Genomic DNA, 16,899 nt, shown 5'->3' with positions numbered 1-16,899 from the left:
ACGGCAGTTCGGATCCGGGCGGTACAAAACCGGGCGGTCCGAAGATAGGTTGGGCCGTTCGTCCGGGATTTTCGTCCGGCGATACGGAGTTCATTCGGTGTCGGTTTCCCATTCAGGGAAAAAAGGGCTTGTCCATCGGGAAAAACCCTCTTCTTCTAGCTTAAGACATCCTGGCGATTTTTCCAGAAAAAAAGTTGTAACCCTATATTACAGTTCCATGACAAAAGCCCCAATCCTTCCGGAAAGGGGCAAAAAGAGGTTCAATTTCTCGAAATCCCGGCCTCGGGCTTCCAGATCGAGCGGCCGAAGACAAATCCGGCCGTTCCGAGCAGCAGAATTGCCCCGCCCGCGGCTTCGAACACCGAACCTGCGCCGAAGTGCTGGACCGACAACCCGCCAAGCGGCGGAGCGGCGATCATCACCAGGCTGAACAGGGTATGTTGAATACCGAAGACGCGCCCGGTCATGGCAGCCGGGGTTTCTTTTTGCAGGGCGTAGTTGAACGTAATCATAAACAATCCGTTGCCCGCTCCGAGCAGCAGACCGATCCCGAGAATAGCGGCGACCGATGCGCCCGGCTCAAGCAGGCCCAGCAGCAGCACCGACAGTCCGATCAGGATGTAGCTTCCTCCCAGCTTGACCGCGTATCCCTGCCGGCGAAGCGAAGATTGGCGGCGGAGGTCAGCGCGGCCGAAGACCGGGTGCCGGAGCAGCGAAGGCCTGCCGGCTGCCGCTCCTTTTTTACTTTTTTCCGTTGTGAATCCCGGACGTTTCCGACTGCCGTTCCCGGTTTGTTTCTCGATCATCTGTCTTCTTCCTCCCCCGGCGATCCGATCGAACCGCTTCCGTAATCAAGCACGGATTCAGGTTATCCGGGAAATGTCAGAGGTTTATCAGAGGGAAGAAATTCGGCGGAATGGATATTGCCGTTCACCGCCGCGGACAACCCGAAGACTGCCGCCTACCGGCCGGACTGCTCCAATCGGTCGAGATAGTCCCGGATGCGTTCGCCCAGTTCCTGCCGGAGTCCGCTGAGCCCGAATCGTCCGTATTCCGCCTGCAGACGGGCGGAATAGAGACGTTCGGCGGCTTCGCCCGGCGCATGCCGGCGCAGCACGCCGCAGAGCCGATGCAGCGCCACGAGGCGATGCGGCACGAATCCCGAACGCTCGAACGTATCCAGTCCTTCGCGGATCAGCGCTTCGCCTTCTTCGCTCCGACCGATCAGCTCCAATCTCGCGCCTTCCAGTATCCGGTAGCCCGCGAGCTCCCGCAGATACGGTTCACGTTCGAGCAGCCCGGCAGCAAGAGCAGACTGCTGGGCCGCAAGTTCCGCACTCCCCTGCATCAGCCGGACGTACAGGGCACTGATCTCGATCGGCACGACAAAGCCGTCCAGCCGCTGCTCTTCGGCCACCCGGCGGGCACGGTACAGCACGGCCAGCGCTTCGTCGATCCGATCTTCGGCCGCATACAGATCGGCGATATTGAGAATCTCCATCTCGCGGTGTCCGTCCGGCGGCAGCGCTCCGAGGCGGAGCGCCCGCTCGCAGATCTCCGACTTGCGGCCCGGCGTATCCACGAACAGCTCGAACAGCAGCAGCCAGTAGATCCGTTCGTTCATCGGCGTCTGTTCATTTTCCAGAAACCAGCGCAGATCGCCTTCCACGAAATGCAGATACAGTCCGTAAAAGGAATCCAACCGAAATCCCAGCGCCCGGTGCTGCGCCGCCAGAGCCAGCATGGCGCGACCCTGACCCAACCGGTGATACCGGGAAAATATGCCGTTCACGGCTTCCTGGACCGCCGGATCATGCAGGGAAGGCACCTCGTCTTCTTCCGCCGACGGACGCGGTGCCAGGCAGTATCCGATACCGCGAATCGTCTCGATCGGCGGTCCGCCCACGGATTTGAGCTTTTTGCGCAGCCGGTAAATATGATCGTCCACCGTACGGTCGACCGGGTATTCGCCGGGCCATACCCGATCGAGCAGCTGCTCGCGGCTGAACACCCGGTTGGCATTGGCATGCAGAAAACGCAGCAGCGCGTACTCTTTGGCCAGCAGCGTAATTCTCGCGTCGCCGCATTCGGCTTCCATCCGTCTGTCATCAAATCGTAGAGGCGGCATCTCTATTCCCTCCTTCGATCCGAACCCGGCAGCCTGCGCCTAGAGCGGCGTAGACGGTTCGGACAACTTTCTCGTCCCGCCATTATACCGCATGATCCATTCTTCGCTCTATGCCAATGTGAGCCCAACCCCCGTCGCTGCGCAGCGCAAAAAGCGTCCGGAACGACCGAAGGCCGTTTCCGAACGCTTTTCCAACCGAACCGCGGGGCTTCAAGCCAAGCGTTACTTCACCGCGCCCTGCGTAACGCCGTTGATGATCCACTTCTGCGCGAACAGATAGATCACGATCATCGGCAGCATCGCCAGCAGATACGACGCGAACGCCAGATTGAACTCCGTGTTGAATTGTCCCTGGAACACGTACTGCACGAGCGGCAGCGTGTACTGGTTCTGATCGCTCAAGATGACCAGCGGCAGCAGGAAGTCATTGTACGTCGACAAGCAGATCAGGATGCCCACCGTCGCGTTGATCGGCGCCATCAGCGGGAAGATGATCCGGACGAACGTCCCGAACGTGCCCGTGCCGTCGACCGTCGCCGCTTCTTCCAGATCGATCGGAATGGAGCGGATGTAGCCGACATAGATGAACACGTTGAACGCCAGGCCGTACACCGTGTGCAGGATGATCAGGCCCAGCAGATTCGTCATGCCCAGCGAAGCCGTCAGCTTGACGATCGGCAGCATGATAATCGGGAACGGAATGAACATGGCGCTGATGAAGTAGAAATACAGTCCTTTGAAAAACTTGCTCTTGCCCATGTTCCGCGCGACCGCGTAGGCGACAAGCGAGTTGCTCAAGATGGTCAGCACGACGGTCGATCCGGTGACGATCGCGCTGTTGCGCAGCGCCTGGAAGAAGTTCGTCATCTCGATCGCCCGTGCGAAGTTTTCGAAACGCAGATTCGTCGGCAGGCCGAAAATGGAATTCAGCATGTCCGTCTGATTCTTGAGCGCGATGGTGACGGCCATGTACAGCGGGAACAAGATGAAGATCGTCCCGAGCGCAATCAGGATCATGGCGATCCAGTTGGTCCGTTTGCGGGTTTTCATTACATATCCGTCTCCCTTCTCTGCAAGTAGCGGATCTGCACGATCGAGATGACCGCGATCACGATAAAGTAGATGACCGAGTTCGCCGACTGATACGCGAATTCGCCGCCTTCGAAGCCGCCCGTGTAGATCAGGTGCGAGATCGACTGCGTGGCGCGGCCCGGTCCGCCGTTCGTCAGCGCGACGATCAGGTCGAAGACCATCAGCGCGTTCTTCATCGCCAGGACCATGTTAATGGTGAAAAAAGGAGCGATGAGCGGGAACGTGATTTTCCAGAACTCCTGCCACTTGTTGGCGCCGTCGAGACCGGAAGCTTCGTACAGCTGGACCGGAATCGTCTGCAGGCCGGACAGATACAAAATGGTGTTCAGCGCAATGCCCTGCCAGATCGCGACGAACGCGACGCCGATCCAGGCCAGCGTCTGGCTGCCGAGCAGGTTCGTGGACAGCGCTCCGATGCCGAGGTTCTCGCCCCAGACGGTGAACACGTTGGAGAACAGATAGTTGAATATGTAGCCGACGATCAGGACGCTCAGGATGTTCGGCAGGAAGTACACGCCGCGGAAAAAGTTTCGCGCTTTGATGCTGGCGTTCAGCCCCATCGCGATCAGCAGGCTGAGCACGTTGATCACGATCGTGACGAGGATCGCGAACTTGAACGTGAACCAGTAGGCGTTGCCGACGTTGTCGTCCTGGAACAGGTAATAATAGTTCTTGAAACCGACGAAGTCGTACGTTTGGGCGAAGCCGTTCCAGTTGGTGAACGAGTAGAACACCCCCTGCAGGGCCGGGAACGTATGGAAGACGAAAAACAGCAGCAAAGCCGGGACGGTCATCCAGTAAAAGGCGGCTTTTCTTTTGGCCATCGGATTCTCCTTTCTCGACGGTTGAGCGGTGCGGGTGCTCGGAGGCGCTTCGGGTGCTCGGAAGACGCTCCGGGCGGGGAATCCCTTCAATCGCTGTTTCGGTCCGATTTTTGGATTGAACGTTTGCAAGGTGAAAATCGGACCTCAAAGGCGACCGCTTCGCTTTTCCGGGATTTCCCCGCCCTCCGCCCGCGCTCGCGCGTCGAGTTACTTTTTGGGGTGTAAGGGCAAGGCGGCCTTGCAGCGAGGCCGCCGGGCAAACTTTAAAGCGACGGATAAAAGAGGGTAATGCGGCTCGCCTGTTTAGGCGAGCTTGCGGCTGCGCCGCGGCGGGAATTGTCGGCGGCCGGGGGCCTGGACGATTCCCGCCTGCGAGAGCAGATCAAGATCAAAGAGATCAAGATCAAGGACGGGTCAAAAGAGCCGCGTAGATCAAAAGGTCAGGATCTGCGGTTGGCGACTTTGGTCCATTCGCTGTCTAGGCGCTTCAGGAAAGCGTCGGCGTCCCCGCGCTGCAGGAACTCCTGTACAAGAGAATTCAACTGAACGGCGGCCGGGATGTAGTGGTCGGCAAAATCGACGAGGCGGCCGGAGTCGAAATAAGGCTGAAGTTCGGCCACGGCCGGGTCGTTCTGATCGATCCCTTCGACAGCGGAGAAAGCGGTCTGTTCCTTGATGTACTGGGCGATGTTCTCGTCTTCGATTAGGAATTCGATAAACTTCATCGACTCTTCGCGATGTTCCGTGCTCTCGGCGACCGCGAGCAGCGTATCCACGCCGGAAACCAGTTTGTTCGCTTCGGCATCGTCGCCGGTCGGCGTTGCGAAGAATCCCAGATCGATATCGGCATTGGCTTTGCGGATTTCAGGAATCGCCCAGCTGCCCTGGATATACATCGCGGCTTCGCCGTTGGCGAAAGCGCGGTTGCCGTCGGCGTAGGTGCGGCCGAAGTTGTCGTTCGTGCCGTAAGGCAGCACGGCGAGCGCTTTGTCCGCCACTTCCTGCATCACGGGATCTTCGAACGACACCTTGTTATCGCGGCGCTCCAGGAAAAAGTCGATGCCGGCAATGTTCGGAGCCAGGGCGTTGAACAGCAGGTTCGTTGTCCAGTCGTCTTTGTAGGTCAGGTAGAAAGGCGTAACGCCCGCTTCTTTGACCTTCTGCGCGACCTCCATGAATTCGTCCCAGGTCTTGGGCACTTCCAGATTCAATTTCTCGAAAATGGCGCGGTTGTACATAATGCCGTCGGCGTTCGCCGCGTAAGGGATCCCGTTGATCGCTTCCTGTCCGGTCAAATCGTTCAGCATCTGCATGTAGCGGGGATTGATCCGGTCCAGGAACGGTTCTCCCGCCAGATCGGCGAAAATCCCGCTTTGTCCGAGCACGGAATACGTATCCGTCGCGCCCATTCCGATGATGTCCGGCACATCGCTTTTGACGACCCGCGTCATGAGCACCATTTCGGCGTCGGGCGGATTGGTCTGCGTAACGACAATATCCGGATTTTCTTCATTGAATTTCGCAATCAGTTTGTCGAACGATCCTTTGGCTTCCGGCTTGTTTTGGAAAAACTCGATATGTACTTTGCCGTCGGCCGATTGGCCGCTTCCGCAGGCCGTCAGCGTCAGCAGTACGCCGAGTAGGCTTGCGGCGCCCAGCCGTCTGATCCATTTTGCCATCTTATGCGCCTCCCCGCAGTCTTGTGTAGGTTGCCGATCGGGCGGCAGCGGCGGAAACTCCCCGGGCTTTCAAACGTCTTTTTCCGATGCCCGTGTTCAAATTCCGCTCGTTCGCCGCTCGCCCATCCGTTTAACAATACCCCCAACAAGTCGGCAGCGAATCGGCTATATAAAACGCTTTCGAACAAGAAAACGCCAAAAGTCCGCGTACGGCGCGAAGCCTGCGGACTTTTGGCGCTTCAAAAATTCAGCTGCCGACCGGCACTTTTTGGGACAGGTAGTCTTCGACCGCCCGGGTCCGCTTGCCGCCTGTACGATCGAGCAGATCCATCAGCCCTTGCAGGTCCGTCAGCACTTTGCTCGAAGCCAGTTCCGACTCGCTTTTGGCCGACAGCAGCCGGGTGTAGGCCGCTCTCGCTTCCGGATCGACAGCGCCCGTATCGTAGTCGAACAGCGGCGTATTGCTCTGTCCGTAGAAGACCGAAAGCTTGGCCCATCGGAAGCGTTCCCGAATCGCTTCCCGCCGGTTGGAGACGCTGTATGTCGCAAGAAACGACTCGAAGTCGACCGCGCGCTGCAGCGCATCGTCCCAGCCGATCAGCAGCGCCGCATCGCCGTTGGCTGGATCTTCGGATTCGCGGGCCATCAGGTCGAGGTAGGAAGCGATATCGGATTTGACGTACGGCTTGAAGCGCTTGTAACTCTTGTAGTGGATCACCGGATAGAACAGGCCTTCACCCGTTTCGAGCTTATAGTCGATCGCACGCATGTCCTGCAAGGCGATTACGGCTTCCCGGGCCGATACCCGGCTCAGGACTTCATTCAGCGTCATCCCCGGCTTGTAGACGGCTGCGATCGATTTCTGGACGGCCGGCCGATCGATTCGCCGCAGCATGACGTCGAGATACGCATTCTGCGCATTCTCGAGCTTCAAAACGGCGAGCGTTGCCTGCGATTTCGTAAACGATTTGGCGTGATTGATCAGCACGGCCCGTGCGGACGACAGCGATTCCGTCGACGGCGAACGGCTCAAGTAGCGATTGAAACGGTCGTACGCGCCCGGGTCCTGTGCCGCCTGGACGGACACCGAGGCAGGGGACCCGGCTGCCGGTTCGGCCGCCGCCATTCCCGTGCCGGAGAGGGCGACGCCCAAGCCCAGACCGGCCATGAACAGTCGATAAGCTGCGGATTTGCTCATATCGATTCCTCCTTGGTTTTTCCCTTTTTTTACCCTTTTCTGCCGGAAGCGGACCACGCCGCTTCTTCGGTAGAAAAGAAAGCCCGCGACTTTTTTTGACAACCGGTAGATTCAATTCCCATTTGCGGGTAATAAGAAGAAGTCCGGCCGTCGTCCTTCGCCGTGGGCCGAATCCCCCGGCCTTGCGGCGCGGAACGGTCGCGTACTGCATTACAGCCTCTTGAAGATACAGCCTCTTGAAGACAAGAACCGCACAGCAGATGACAGAAGAAGCACCCACTCAAGGAGGCTTTTCAGATATGGGAAAATATATTGAAGTGGAATCGGGCATCCATATTTATGTAGAAGATATCGGCGCAGGGCGTCCGGTCATCTTCTTGCACGGATGGCCTCTCGATTCCCGAATGTTCGAATATGCATATATGCGCCTTCCCGCGCTCGGCTTCCGCTGTATCGGTATCGACTTCCGAGGCTTCGGCAAATCCGACGCGCCCTGGGAAGGCTATACTTACGACCGCTATGCGGACGACGTACGGGCGGTCATCGACAAGCTGGGGCTCGAAGATGCCGCACTGGTCGGCTTCTCGATGGGCGGTGCGACAGCGCTGCATTATGCGGCCCGGTATCAATCCCACGGAATCTCGAAGCTGCTGCTGATCGGCGCGGCCGCACCGAGTTTCACGGCGCGCGAAGGTGCACCCGGAGCGATGAGCGTCGAAGACCTGAACGAGCAGATGATCCGTCCGACCCTGGAAGACCGGCCGAAGATGATTACTTCATTCGGCAAGAAGCTCACCCACAAGACGCCAAGCGCTTCTTCGGCCGCCTGGGTCGAAATGGTCGCTTTCCAGGCTTCCGCCGTCGGCACGCTGCGTGCTGCCGAGATGCTGCGCGACGAAGACCTTCGCGGCGATCTGGATCAGATCACCGTGCCGACCGCCATCTTCCACGGCGAGAAAGACCGGATCTGTCCGTATGCCCTGGCCGAATCCATGAACGCGGGCATTTCTACTTCCCATGTCGTGACATTCGCCAAGAGCGGCCACGCCCTCATGATGGACGAACCGGAGAAATTCAACGAAGAACTCGTTTCGTTCCTGAGCTGACCCACAACCCTAGTCCGCATACCCAACAGCCATACGCCTACCGCGTATGGCTCAACGTGTCGATAAAGGTCTGCTTCTGAGTGAGGCGAGGAGGCGGAGGGAGAAATTCAGTGTAGGAGCTAAAGCATTTCGAAGAAATGCACTTCGGAAGCTTATGCTATAGTTCGCCTTTGAAATCGAGGAAATTCCGCTAAATTTCAATTCTTTTCCCCGATTTCAACACGCGAACGGAACGAATTTCTCCCGCAGCCGACGAGCTTATACAACGAATAGGACTTTCTCGACAGCCTGAGCCATACGCCTACCGCGTATGGCTGTTTTTGAATCGTTTAATGCACAATCCAGGCGGCGATTACGATCACGACGACGCGGACACCGGTGAGCAGCACGAAGTTTTTGACCGCGAGTACGAAGGTCAACCGCTTGGACGGTTCGCGCGTGAAAGCCCGGATATTTCGGCGCAGGGGCATAAGCGTTGCAAGAATCGGCAGAAGCAGCAGCGGATGCACGCCAAGCCAGAGCAAAACGAAGAGATCGAGGTAAGAAACGTAATAAATGATCGAAAACAGCTTAAGTGCGTTCGCTTTGCCGATATAGACAGGGAGCGTATACCGGCTGTTCTCGACATCTTCTTCCATATCGCAGACATTGTTGGCCAGCATGATATTGGCGATACTCGCAACGGCCGGCACCGAGACGAGCAGGATCAGCAGGACCTCCGCCGCATTCACATGCAGATCGAACCAACCGCCTTCATGGGTCAACAAAGCGATGTGTCCGGGTTCTACCTGAATGTAGGCGGCGACGAACGTGATGACAAAACCCATGAACAAGCCGGAGAAGAATTCGCCGAGCGGCATACGCGAGATAGGCACGGGCCCGAATGAATAAAGAATGCCGACCCCGAACGAGAGGAATCCGAGCAGCAGAACCAGCCAGCCCGTCTCGCGCACGAGAAGAATCCCGGCCGTTACGGCCGTCGCAAACAGTAGGGCGATCGTCGTGACGACCACCCATTCCTTGAGGCCGTGCTTCACCACGGCGTTGTGTTCTTCGTAGCCGTAGCCGTGCGTCTGCTTCGCTTTGCGGTAATCGTAATAATTGTTCATCGCGGTGACGACCAGATCGAATGACAGCAAGGAAATCAGCATCAGCGCAAAATGCAGCAGGCTGAATTCGCCGAAGCGCAGCAGCGCGTACACCGTTCCCAGCGCAAAAGGAAGCATGCTGGCAGCCTTTGTGCGGATTTCGACCAGATCGAGGAAACTTCGAAACGTAAACATGGGATCTCCTTTCCGGCCTCGGCCGGTTTTTCCAATCTTCAAATCTTAGCACGAAGCGTCTTTCCCGTCACCGCCCGGACACAGCCGATCCTTTACTTTGACGGACGCCGGTAATACAATGAATCGGAAATCCCATTTCTATCCTACTGACGCGAGGGCAATGTTATGTTCAAACCCATAAGAAGCCGAAATCCACTGTTAAGACTCAATCCGCCCCAAGTTCTGGCCTTAGGGTTTATCGTCATGATTCTGGCCGGTTCCGGCCTGCTCTACCTTCCGGCCGCTTCAACCTCGGGGCATTCCATGGATTATCTGGACGCCGTATTCATGGCCGCTTCGGCGACTTGTGTCACGGGTCTCTCCGTATTGAATCCCGGCGTCGATATGACCCCGTTCGGACAGATCGTTCTCGTCGGACTCGTCCAGATCGGCGGTCTGGGCTTCATGACCGTCGCCACCTTGATCGCGCTGGTGTTCCGCCGCCGCATTACTTTCCGCGAACGGCTAATTTTGCAGGAAACGCTGAGCCAGAATTCGACCGAAGGCATCATTCGGCTGATTCGCAAAGTCCTGCTGTACGCACTCGTGATCGAATCGATCGGTGCCCTGCTGCTGTTTGTCCGCTTTTCATTTGAAATGCCGCTCGGACAAGCCGCCTATTTCGGCGCTTTCCACAGCATCTCCATCTTCAACAACGCGGGATTCGACCTGTTCGGCGCTATCGAAGGCCGGGCCGGCAGTCTGATCCATTACGTGGACGATCCGTTTATCAACCTGATTGCCATGCCGATGATTCTGCTCGGAGGCATCGGCTTTATCGTCATTGCCGACCTGCTTGCTTTTCCTCAGAAACGCAGACTCTCCCTGCACAGCAAAGTGGTGCTGTCGATGACGGCGATTCTGGTGGTAGTCGGTGCATTGGTCATCTTCGTTTTTGAATTCACCAACCCGGCCACGCTTGCACCGCTTGATTTGTCGGGCAAAACGTTCGCTTCGCTGTTTCAGTCCATCACTTCCCGCTCGGCAGGCATGTCGACACTGGATGTGGGAGAACTTCGCCAGGCGACCCAGTTCTTTATGGTAATTATGATGTTTATCGGCGCGGCTCCCGGTTCGGCGGGCGGCGGTATCAAAGTGACGACCTTTGCCGTGCTGATCGGAGCGGTGCTCTCCATGATCCAGGGTAAACCGGACATCGTCTTTTTCCGCTACCGGATCGCGCAGGATCGTGTCTACAAAGCGATCACCTTCTCTCTGCTGTCGTTCCTGCTGATCGTGGTCGCCGCCATGATCCTGTCCGCAACGGAAAACTATTCGTTCCTCGGTATCTTGTTCGAGACCACTTCCGCTTATGCGACGGCCGGAATCTCGATGGGACTGACCGCGCATCTGACGCCGTTCGGACAATTTATGATCATTATGCTGATGTTCGTTGGCCGGCTTGGCCCAATTACGCTTGCTTTTACACTGACTCCAAAAATGAACAAAGAGCCGTTCCGCTACCCCGAGGGGAAAGTGACGATCGGCTAAGACGGAAAGGAGGACCCTGATGGGACGCAAAAGAAACCGATCGGCCAAAACAAAAGACAACCCCGACCTTGCGGCGGATTCGACGTCCGTTTCCGCAGTCGATGAATCTCCGTCCGAAGGCGTGCCTGCCGCTGACCTGCCCCGCAAGCGCAAACGCCGGCGCAGAAAACGCTCCGGTACAAAATCGGGCGCGGCGGCGTCTGCGGGATCTGGGGCAGGCAGCCTGACTCCAAGCGGTGAAGCCTCTTCTGCCGCGGCAGGCGAAACGGAAACGCCCAGACCGGAGATCGATGCGCCCGAGACATTCTCTCCAGGCAGCGCCGAAGATGCCGCTCCGGCTGCGGGCAGACGCAAAAGAAGACGCGGCGGCGCCAAAAAACGCAAAGCCGCACGCAGTGCGGAAATCTCCGACGCCGGAACGGACACGGCGGGAACTTCCGCTTCGCCCGAAGAAGCAGCGGACGAACCTACGGTCGTGACCGACCCTTCCGCCGATCCGGCGGAAGACAGCCCCAAACCGCGCAAACGGCGCCGCAAGCGCCGGCGCGGCGGCGCCAAGAAGAGTGCAGCCGCCGGGACCGAATTCCCGGTGCCGGGTTCCGGCGAAGCGCAGCTCGGCGCCGCGGATCCGCGCGGCGCCGGCTGCTTGGCCGAAGAGCCGCAGCGGACGGGCGCAGCGGCCAGACCGGCCGAAGAAAGACCGCCGGTCTTCGTCGGCGGTCCAGGCGAAGACGCCGAGCCTTCGGGCGGCGTCAAGGTGTGCCTGTACTGCGGCGAACCGAAGCCGCTGGGCGATTTCCTGCGCCGGACCGGCAAGAGGTCCGGCAGCGAAGCGCGGCGAGGCGCATGCCGGGACTGCCGCAAGCGCCGCCGAAGCGCAGCGCTTGAAGCCGGCGACGAGGCTTCCGACCCGATGCCGCCGTCGGCGCAAGCCCGGCCGCACGAAGCGCTTCCGGCCGAAGTCGAAGCGGCCGAAGCCGCACCGAAACGGCGGGTTCGGCGGCCGCCGCCGGAACCGCCGGCCGATGCGATGCTCGAACCGACCCGCGAAGCGGAGCTGCGGCCGACCCGCCAAGGTACGATCCGTATGCGCGGGCGTACCGACAAAGGACGGCGCTGGCAGCAGGAGACGGATCTCGAGATGGCACGCTGCCTCGTTCGCGAGCATGCGGCCGTGCTGGTCAACCGCTTTACGATCCGGCGGCTGTATACGAACCGGACGTTCCGCCGCTACATTCTGGAACGCGACCGCTACACCTGCCATTTCTGCGGCGAATACGGCGATACGATCGACCATCTGCTGCCCCGGGCAAAAGGCGGACATACGACGCCGCTCAACTGCGTCTGCGCCTGCATGCTCTGCAATCAGAACAAGGCGGACCGCGATCTGGACGAATTCATGGAAGATGCGGAACCTCTGGACACTTTCCTGTCCGCCGGCAATCGGGATGACCGTTCCGACGAGCCGTTTGCGACCCGGCCGCTCTGAACATGAAGCAGCCGGTGCGGGAAACCTGCCTCGGATACAAAAGGACCTGTTCCGCAAGCCCTGTGGGGTTTGCGGAACAGGTCCTTTTTCGTTTATTCGGCCGGACTGCTTCGACGGCCGGAAGGCCCGCAGATCCGGTTCAGCGTACCGCAGAGTTCGGCATGCCGAACAGGCTTCGTCAAGGAAGCCGCCGGAGGACGTCCGGGCGGCGGCGCAGCCTGATCATGTACCAGCGGGAGCAGCAGAACCAACGGAGTAGGCGGCGTGGAGAGTGCCGGAAGCCCGGGCAACCGCCCGGCTTCGTGTTCGATATCCCAATCGCTCAGCACCGCGTCGAACGGACCTTCGCGCGCAAGCGCAACTGCCGCTTCGCCGCGGCTTGAGGCAGGGCGCACCTGCATGCCCAGACGTTCGATCTTCGCAGACAAGGTGGAACGCGTGCCTTCTCCGCCAACGGCAAGCAGAATCCTCCGGCCGTTCAATACGGAAGGTTCAGGCACGGCTTGTTCGGTATCCGGTTCGATGCCAAGCGGCAGCACGAAGGTCATCCGGGTGCCTTCGCCTTTGCGCCCGGTCGCCCAGATTCGTCCTCCCATCAGATCGACCAGCCGTTTGCTGATCGACAGCCCGAGTCCCGTGCCGCCGTAGTCGCCTTCTTCCGGGCGGTGCACCTGCGCATAATCCTGGAACAGTCGGGCAATTCCCGCTTCCGAAATGCCGATGCCGGTATCCCGGACGGCGAATTCGATCCAGGCCCGATCGCCGCTTTCTCCTTCGAGCCGCTTCGCCGAAATCCGGATTTCGCCGGCCGCCGTGAATTTGACGGCATTGCTGAGCAGATTGCCGACAATCTGGCGGATCTTCTGCACATCGCCGATCAGCACGACGGACGAATCCAGGTCCAGATCCAATGTCAGTTCCACTTCGGGGCGCTGCGCCGCTTTGGCTGCGAATTGATAAACCGTATCTTCGAGCGCCCCGATCAGATCCATAGGAGCAAGTTCCAGATTCATCTGCCGGGCTTCCAGTTTGCCGTAATCGAGAATGCTGCCGACCAGCTCCAGCAGGGACTGCTGGCTGTCTTCGATAATCTGCAGATACTGCCGCTGCTCGTCGGTCAATCCGGTCTCCCTGAGCAGTTGGGACATGGCGACGATTCCGTTCATCGGCGTCCGGATCTCGTGTCCCATCATGGCCAGCAGCTCGCCGGTGTGGCGTGCGGACCGCTCGGCCTCTTCCCGGCTCCGCCGAAGTTCTTCTTCCCTTTTCGCGGCAGCGCCTTTCTGCTCCGATTCGGCCAGTGCAGCAATAACCGAGGCGGCCCGCTTCAGCGACCGTTCCTCGATGCTTCCAAAATCCGCCCCGCTGCGAATCGCTCCGACGATGCCCTGCTCCGCCCCGCACAGAAAAGGCAGCGGTACGGTGATTCCTTTCTCCTGCGAAGCCCCGCGATCGGAGAGTTCCAGCGGATCGCCGGCCCGAATCCCTTCTCGCGCTTTCCCCCAGACCATCAGTGTCTGCATGCCGGTCTCTGTCCGTTTGGCGATAAATAGCGTTTCCGCTTCCGTCAGCCCGGCAGCCAGCTCAAGCAGATCCCCGGCCGCTGCGCTGAGCGACGGCGAACCGCACAAATCCGTTTGCAGCGAATTTTCCATGCCTTGTTCACCCGCTTCCCCCTATAAAATGAACAACTCCCTCCGCAGCCTCGGCTATCCCATTGCCATAAGCAGCGCGCGATCATGAAGATCGGCCGAAAGGCGCGGCGCAGCGTGTTTCCAAATTCCGATACACGAACGATTTGAAATCATTATATCACTGCCGCAGAGATAATCGTCCAGTCAAAATGGCAAAACCGGTGTCCAAATTTCCAATTTTATTCGTTACGCCTTTCGTTTTTGCCGCTGCGTGCGCCGCCCGTGCAAACAAACTCCCCCGGGCTTTTTCGTTTAGGTCCGCAGCGAAGCGGGTATATAACAAGTAGCACCATACAGCACCATCTCAAGCACGTATCCCTAGACATACGAAGGAGCTGTTCGATATGAGCGACAACGGAATGGGCGACAAAATCAAAGCCGGCGTAAACAAAGCCAAAGGCGAAGTCAAAGATCAAATCGGTAACGCGAAAAATGATCCCGGTCTTCAAGCCGAAGGTAAAGCCGACAAAGCCAAAGGCGCTGTACAGGAAAAAATCGGCGAGATGAAAGATCGTCATTAAACCATAAACGCAAGCTGCGGATGCTCCCGCCTTCCGGCGGTTCATCGCGCGAAAAATTCGCGCTTACTTACAACCATTCGAGGAATGCCGCCGAGCCGATCGGCGGCAGCCGGAGCCTAGGCTCCGGATACATCAGAAAAGACCGCCCCCGGTGATCCGGGATGCGGTCTTTTTGCTGTTTGCTGTTTGTTTCGTCGGCCGAGGCGGTTGGAGTCCCAAGCGGTCAGAGCTCGGTCACTTCGAACAGGCGCGCGGTTCGCTCGCGTTCGAGCCGGACCTTCAATACGCCCGCTTCGGCATTCCAGTCGCAGCCGCCGCCGGAGCGGCCCTGCGGGTACAGCAGGCGGCAGTCCGCCGCCTTCCCGGCCATGCCGGGCAGAGGCAGCGACGCTTCGCTTGCGGCGTCGTCAAGCCGCCATACGGCGACGTAGCGTCTGCCGCCCCGGCGCAGGCCGAAGCTGACCCAGCCGTCTTCGACTTTCGGCAGCCCCAGCGGCCAGAACGGAAGCCCTTCGCGAATATCGCCGCGAATGGCTTTGTAGACCGTGAGCGCCTCGCGAACAAGCTCGCGGCGCGGCGGGCTCAGCTCCGCCAGATGCCCGCTCTGGTGAACGCGCAGCAGCAGCGCGTTCACCATGTTGAAGACGACTTCCTCGTCGTCGCCTTCGCGCAGCGGATACGACCAGATCGCCGACTGCTCCGGCGTGAGCGCAGCCGGCGAACTCGCCGCGATCTGCGCGTAGTTCACGTAATTTTCCTGATCGCTCGTCGACTGGATACTGTGCCGGCTGAGCATCGCGTAATCCATGCGCATGCCGCCGCTGGAACAGTTCTCGATGACCAGTTCCGGATACGTGGCGAAGATGCGGTCGATCCACGCCAGATACGCGCGGTTATGTTCGAGCAAGCCGTCGCCGAGGCTGTCCGAATCGAGTTCCGTGCCGAGTCCGGCGTTGATATTGTAATCCATTTTGATATATCCGACCCCGTACTCCTCGACGAGCCGGCGCAGCACTTCGTCCGCATGCGCGACGACGGCCGGATTGCGGAAATCGAGATGGTAGCGGCTGCGGTCTTTGACCCTTTTGCCGTGCCGCATGAAGAACCAGGAATCGTCCGCCTCCGCAAGCTTCGGACTATGGATGCCCATGACTTCGATCTCCAGCCACAGTCCCGGGACCATGCCTTTGCCGCGAATATAGTCGAGCACGTATTTGATCCCTTCCGGGAAGCGCTCCTCCGACGGCAGCCACTCGCCTACCCCGTCCCACCAGACGCCCGGCGAATACCAGCCGCAGTCGATGCAGAAATATTCGCAGCCCACGTCCGCGGCGGCGTCGATCAGCGGCAGCAGATTCTGCGTCGTCGGATTGCCCCACAGGCAGTTCATGTAATCGTTGAAAATGATGCGCAGATGCTCGTTGTCCGCATTCGGGCGCCGGACGGCGCGGCGGTACCGCGTCAATTCGCCGATCGCTTCTTCAAAACCGCCGCGTACCCAGCCGACCGCGACCGGTACGCTCGCGAACGTCTCGCCGGGCAGCAGTTTTTTCCACCAGCCGTGATCGTGCTCCGACGGACCGCTCACGAGCAGCGACAGATGGTCGAACTGGTTGAGCAGTTCCCAATGCCAAGATCCGTTATGCTCGATCTGCCAGAACAGCGTGGTGCCGGCTTCCGCATTTTCCAGCAGCCCCATCGGCAGATGTTCCGCGGCGGCCCACGAACCCGTGTTGCTCAGGGAGACCCGTTTGGAGCTGCGATCCGTCATATGCGACAAGCCGAGCTCCGGCAGGGTATTGCTGCGCCACTGGACTTCGCTCTGCCAGCCGTTGTGCGCCAGATGCAGCTTCATTTTGTCGTCCTGGTCGCCCGCTCCGTCCTTCGCAAGTCCGTTCAGCGAAAACGAGGAGACGTATTCGACGCCAAGCTCTTCCGTGCCGCGATGATGCAGCTCCGTCCAGCTCTTGAGCACCGCAAGTCCGTCATGAAACTGGAAAAACGAAGAAGTCGCAAGTCCGGTCGCCGGATCTTCCATTTCGAGTACAACCCGCAGCCCGGTGGCATTGCGCTCCTCATAGTGCCGCACATACTTCATCCGCAGTCCCGGATAAGAAGCCCGGTGGCTTCGACCGTGATATTCGCCTCGGTCTTCTCCGCTGAGCTGCACTTCAAGCACCCGGAATCCCTGCCGCGCTTTCTCTTCGATCCGGTCTTCTTCAAACGGCAGGCATCCTCCGTGCAGCAGCCGGACATCGCCTTCCTCCGTCACGTCGAACACCAAACTTAAACCGTTTTCGAAAATGTCGATCCGCTGTTTCGGATTTTGCGTCATGCTTGCCTCGTCCCCTCTTT

13 protein-coding genes are annotated in these 16,899 nt (G+C 59.1%); 4 read left to right on the top strand and 9 right to left on the bottom strand.

The window, feature by feature from the left end; translation table 11 throughout:
* Positions 1-260 precede the first annotated feature (260 nt).
* The 6 genes from HRQ60_RS05730 to HRQ60_RS05705 form a co-directional block, all read right to left on the bottom strand.
* Positions 261-806 (bottom strand): hypothetical protein, encoded by a 546-nt coding sequence (locus HRQ60_RS05730; protein ID WP_172194674.1) that lies wholly within the window; start codon positions 804-806, stop codon positions 261-263.
* 155 nt (positions 807-961) lie between these two features.
* Entirely contained in the window at positions 962-2,128 is a 1,167-nt protein-coding gene (locus tag HRQ60_RS05725; RefSeq protein WP_172194673.1) for a winged helix-turn-helix domain-containing protein, read from the bottom strand.
* 222 nt (positions 2,129-2,350) lie between these two features.
* On the bottom strand, positions 2,351-3,178 hold the full coding sequence (locus HRQ60_RS05720) for a carbohydrate ABC transporter permease (RefSeq protein WP_172194672.1): 828 nt from the start codon (positions 3,176-3,178) through the stop codon (positions 2,351-2,353).
* A complete protein-coding gene (locus tag HRQ60_RS05715) occupies positions 3,178-4,044 on the bottom strand; it encodes a carbohydrate ABC transporter permease (protein ID WP_172194671.1) in 867 nt (288 codons plus the stop codon). The genes HRQ60_RS05720 and HRQ60_RS05715 overlap by 1 nt, the downstream gene beginning before the upstream one ends.
* Positions 4,045-4,484: 440 nt before the next feature.
* Positions 4,485-5,723, bottom strand: a complete 1,239-nt coding sequence (locus tag HRQ60_RS05710; protein WP_172194670.1) for an ABC transporter substrate-binding protein — start codon at positions 5,721-5,723, stop codon at positions 4,485-4,487.
* A gap of 247 nt (positions 5,724-5,970) precedes the next feature.
* Positions 5,971-6,921 carry a hypothetical protein gene (locus HRQ60_RS05705; protein WP_172194669.1) on the bottom strand — a complete coding sequence of 317 codons (951 nt, stop codon included), beginning with the start codon at positions 6,919-6,921 and terminating at the stop codon, positions 5,971-5,973.
* A gap of 299 nt (positions 6,922-7,220) precedes the next feature.
* Here HRQ60_RS05705 and HRQ60_RS05700 point away from each other — a divergent pair, with 299 nt between their 5' ends.
* Positions 7,221-8,027 (top strand): alpha/beta fold hydrolase, encoded by an 807-nt coding sequence (locus tag HRQ60_RS05700; RefSeq protein WP_172194668.1) that lies wholly within the window; start codon positions 7,221-7,223, stop codon positions 8,025-8,027.
* 329 nt (positions 8,028-8,356) lie between these two features.
* On the opposite strand, the gene HRQ60_RS05695 is transcribed toward HRQ60_RS05700, so the two are convergent.
* Positions 8,357-9,310, bottom strand: coding sequence for a 1,4-dihydroxy-2-naphthoate polyprenyltransferase (locus HRQ60_RS05695; RefSeq protein ID WP_172194667.1), 954 nt, complete (start codon positions 9,308-9,310; stop codon positions 8,357-8,359).
* Between the two features lie 165 nt (positions 9,311-9,475).
* Between HRQ60_RS05695 and HRQ60_RS05690 the strand changes: the two genes are divergently transcribed.
* Both HRQ60_RS05690 and HRQ60_RS24095 read left to right on the top strand, forming a co-directional pair.
* Complete coding sequence (locus tag HRQ60_RS05690; protein ID WP_172194666.1) at positions 9,476-10,840, top strand: TrkH family potassium uptake protein; 1,365 nt, start codon at positions 9,476-9,478, stop codon at positions 10,838-10,840.
* Positions 10,841-11,597: 757 nt separating this feature from the next.
* Positions 11,598-12,329, top strand: a complete 732-nt coding sequence (locus HRQ60_RS24095; protein ID WP_425501626.1) for an HNH endonuclease — start codon at positions 11,598-11,600, stop codon at positions 12,327-12,329.
* 92 nt (positions 12,330-12,421) lie between these two features.
* On the opposite strand, the gene HRQ60_RS05680 is transcribed toward HRQ60_RS24095, so the two are convergent.
* A complete protein-coding gene (locus HRQ60_RS05680; RefSeq protein WP_172194664.1) occupies positions 12,422-13,984 on the bottom strand; it encodes an ATP-binding response regulator in 1,563 nt (520 codons plus the stop codon).
* A gap of 383 nt (positions 13,985-14,367) precedes the next feature.
* On the opposite strand from HRQ60_RS05680, the gene HRQ60_RS05675 reads away from it, so the two are divergent.
* Positions 14,368-14,544 carry a CsbD family protein gene (locus tag HRQ60_RS05675; protein ID WP_172194663.1) on the top strand — a complete coding sequence of 59 codons (177 nt, stop codon included), beginning with the start codon at positions 14,368-14,370 and terminating at the stop codon, positions 14,542-14,544.
* A gap of 223 nt (positions 14,545-14,767) precedes the next feature.
* On the opposite strand, the gene HRQ60_RS05670 is transcribed toward HRQ60_RS05675, so the two are convergent.
* Complete coding sequence (locus tag HRQ60_RS05670) at positions 14,768-16,879, bottom strand: glycoside hydrolase family 36 protein (RefSeq protein ID WP_172194662.1); 2,112 nt, start codon at positions 16,877-16,879, stop codon at positions 14,768-14,770.
* Positions 16,880-16,899 lie beyond the last annotated feature (20 nt).

Source organism: Saccharibacillus qingshengii, assembly GCF_013185195.1.
Taxonomy (GTDB): Bacteria; Bacillota; Bacilli; order Paenibacillales; family Paenibacillaceae; genus Saccharibacillus; species Saccharibacillus qingshengii.
Note: the sequence above shows the minus strand (reverse complement) of the source record. Positions and strands in the feature narration are given on the sequence as shown.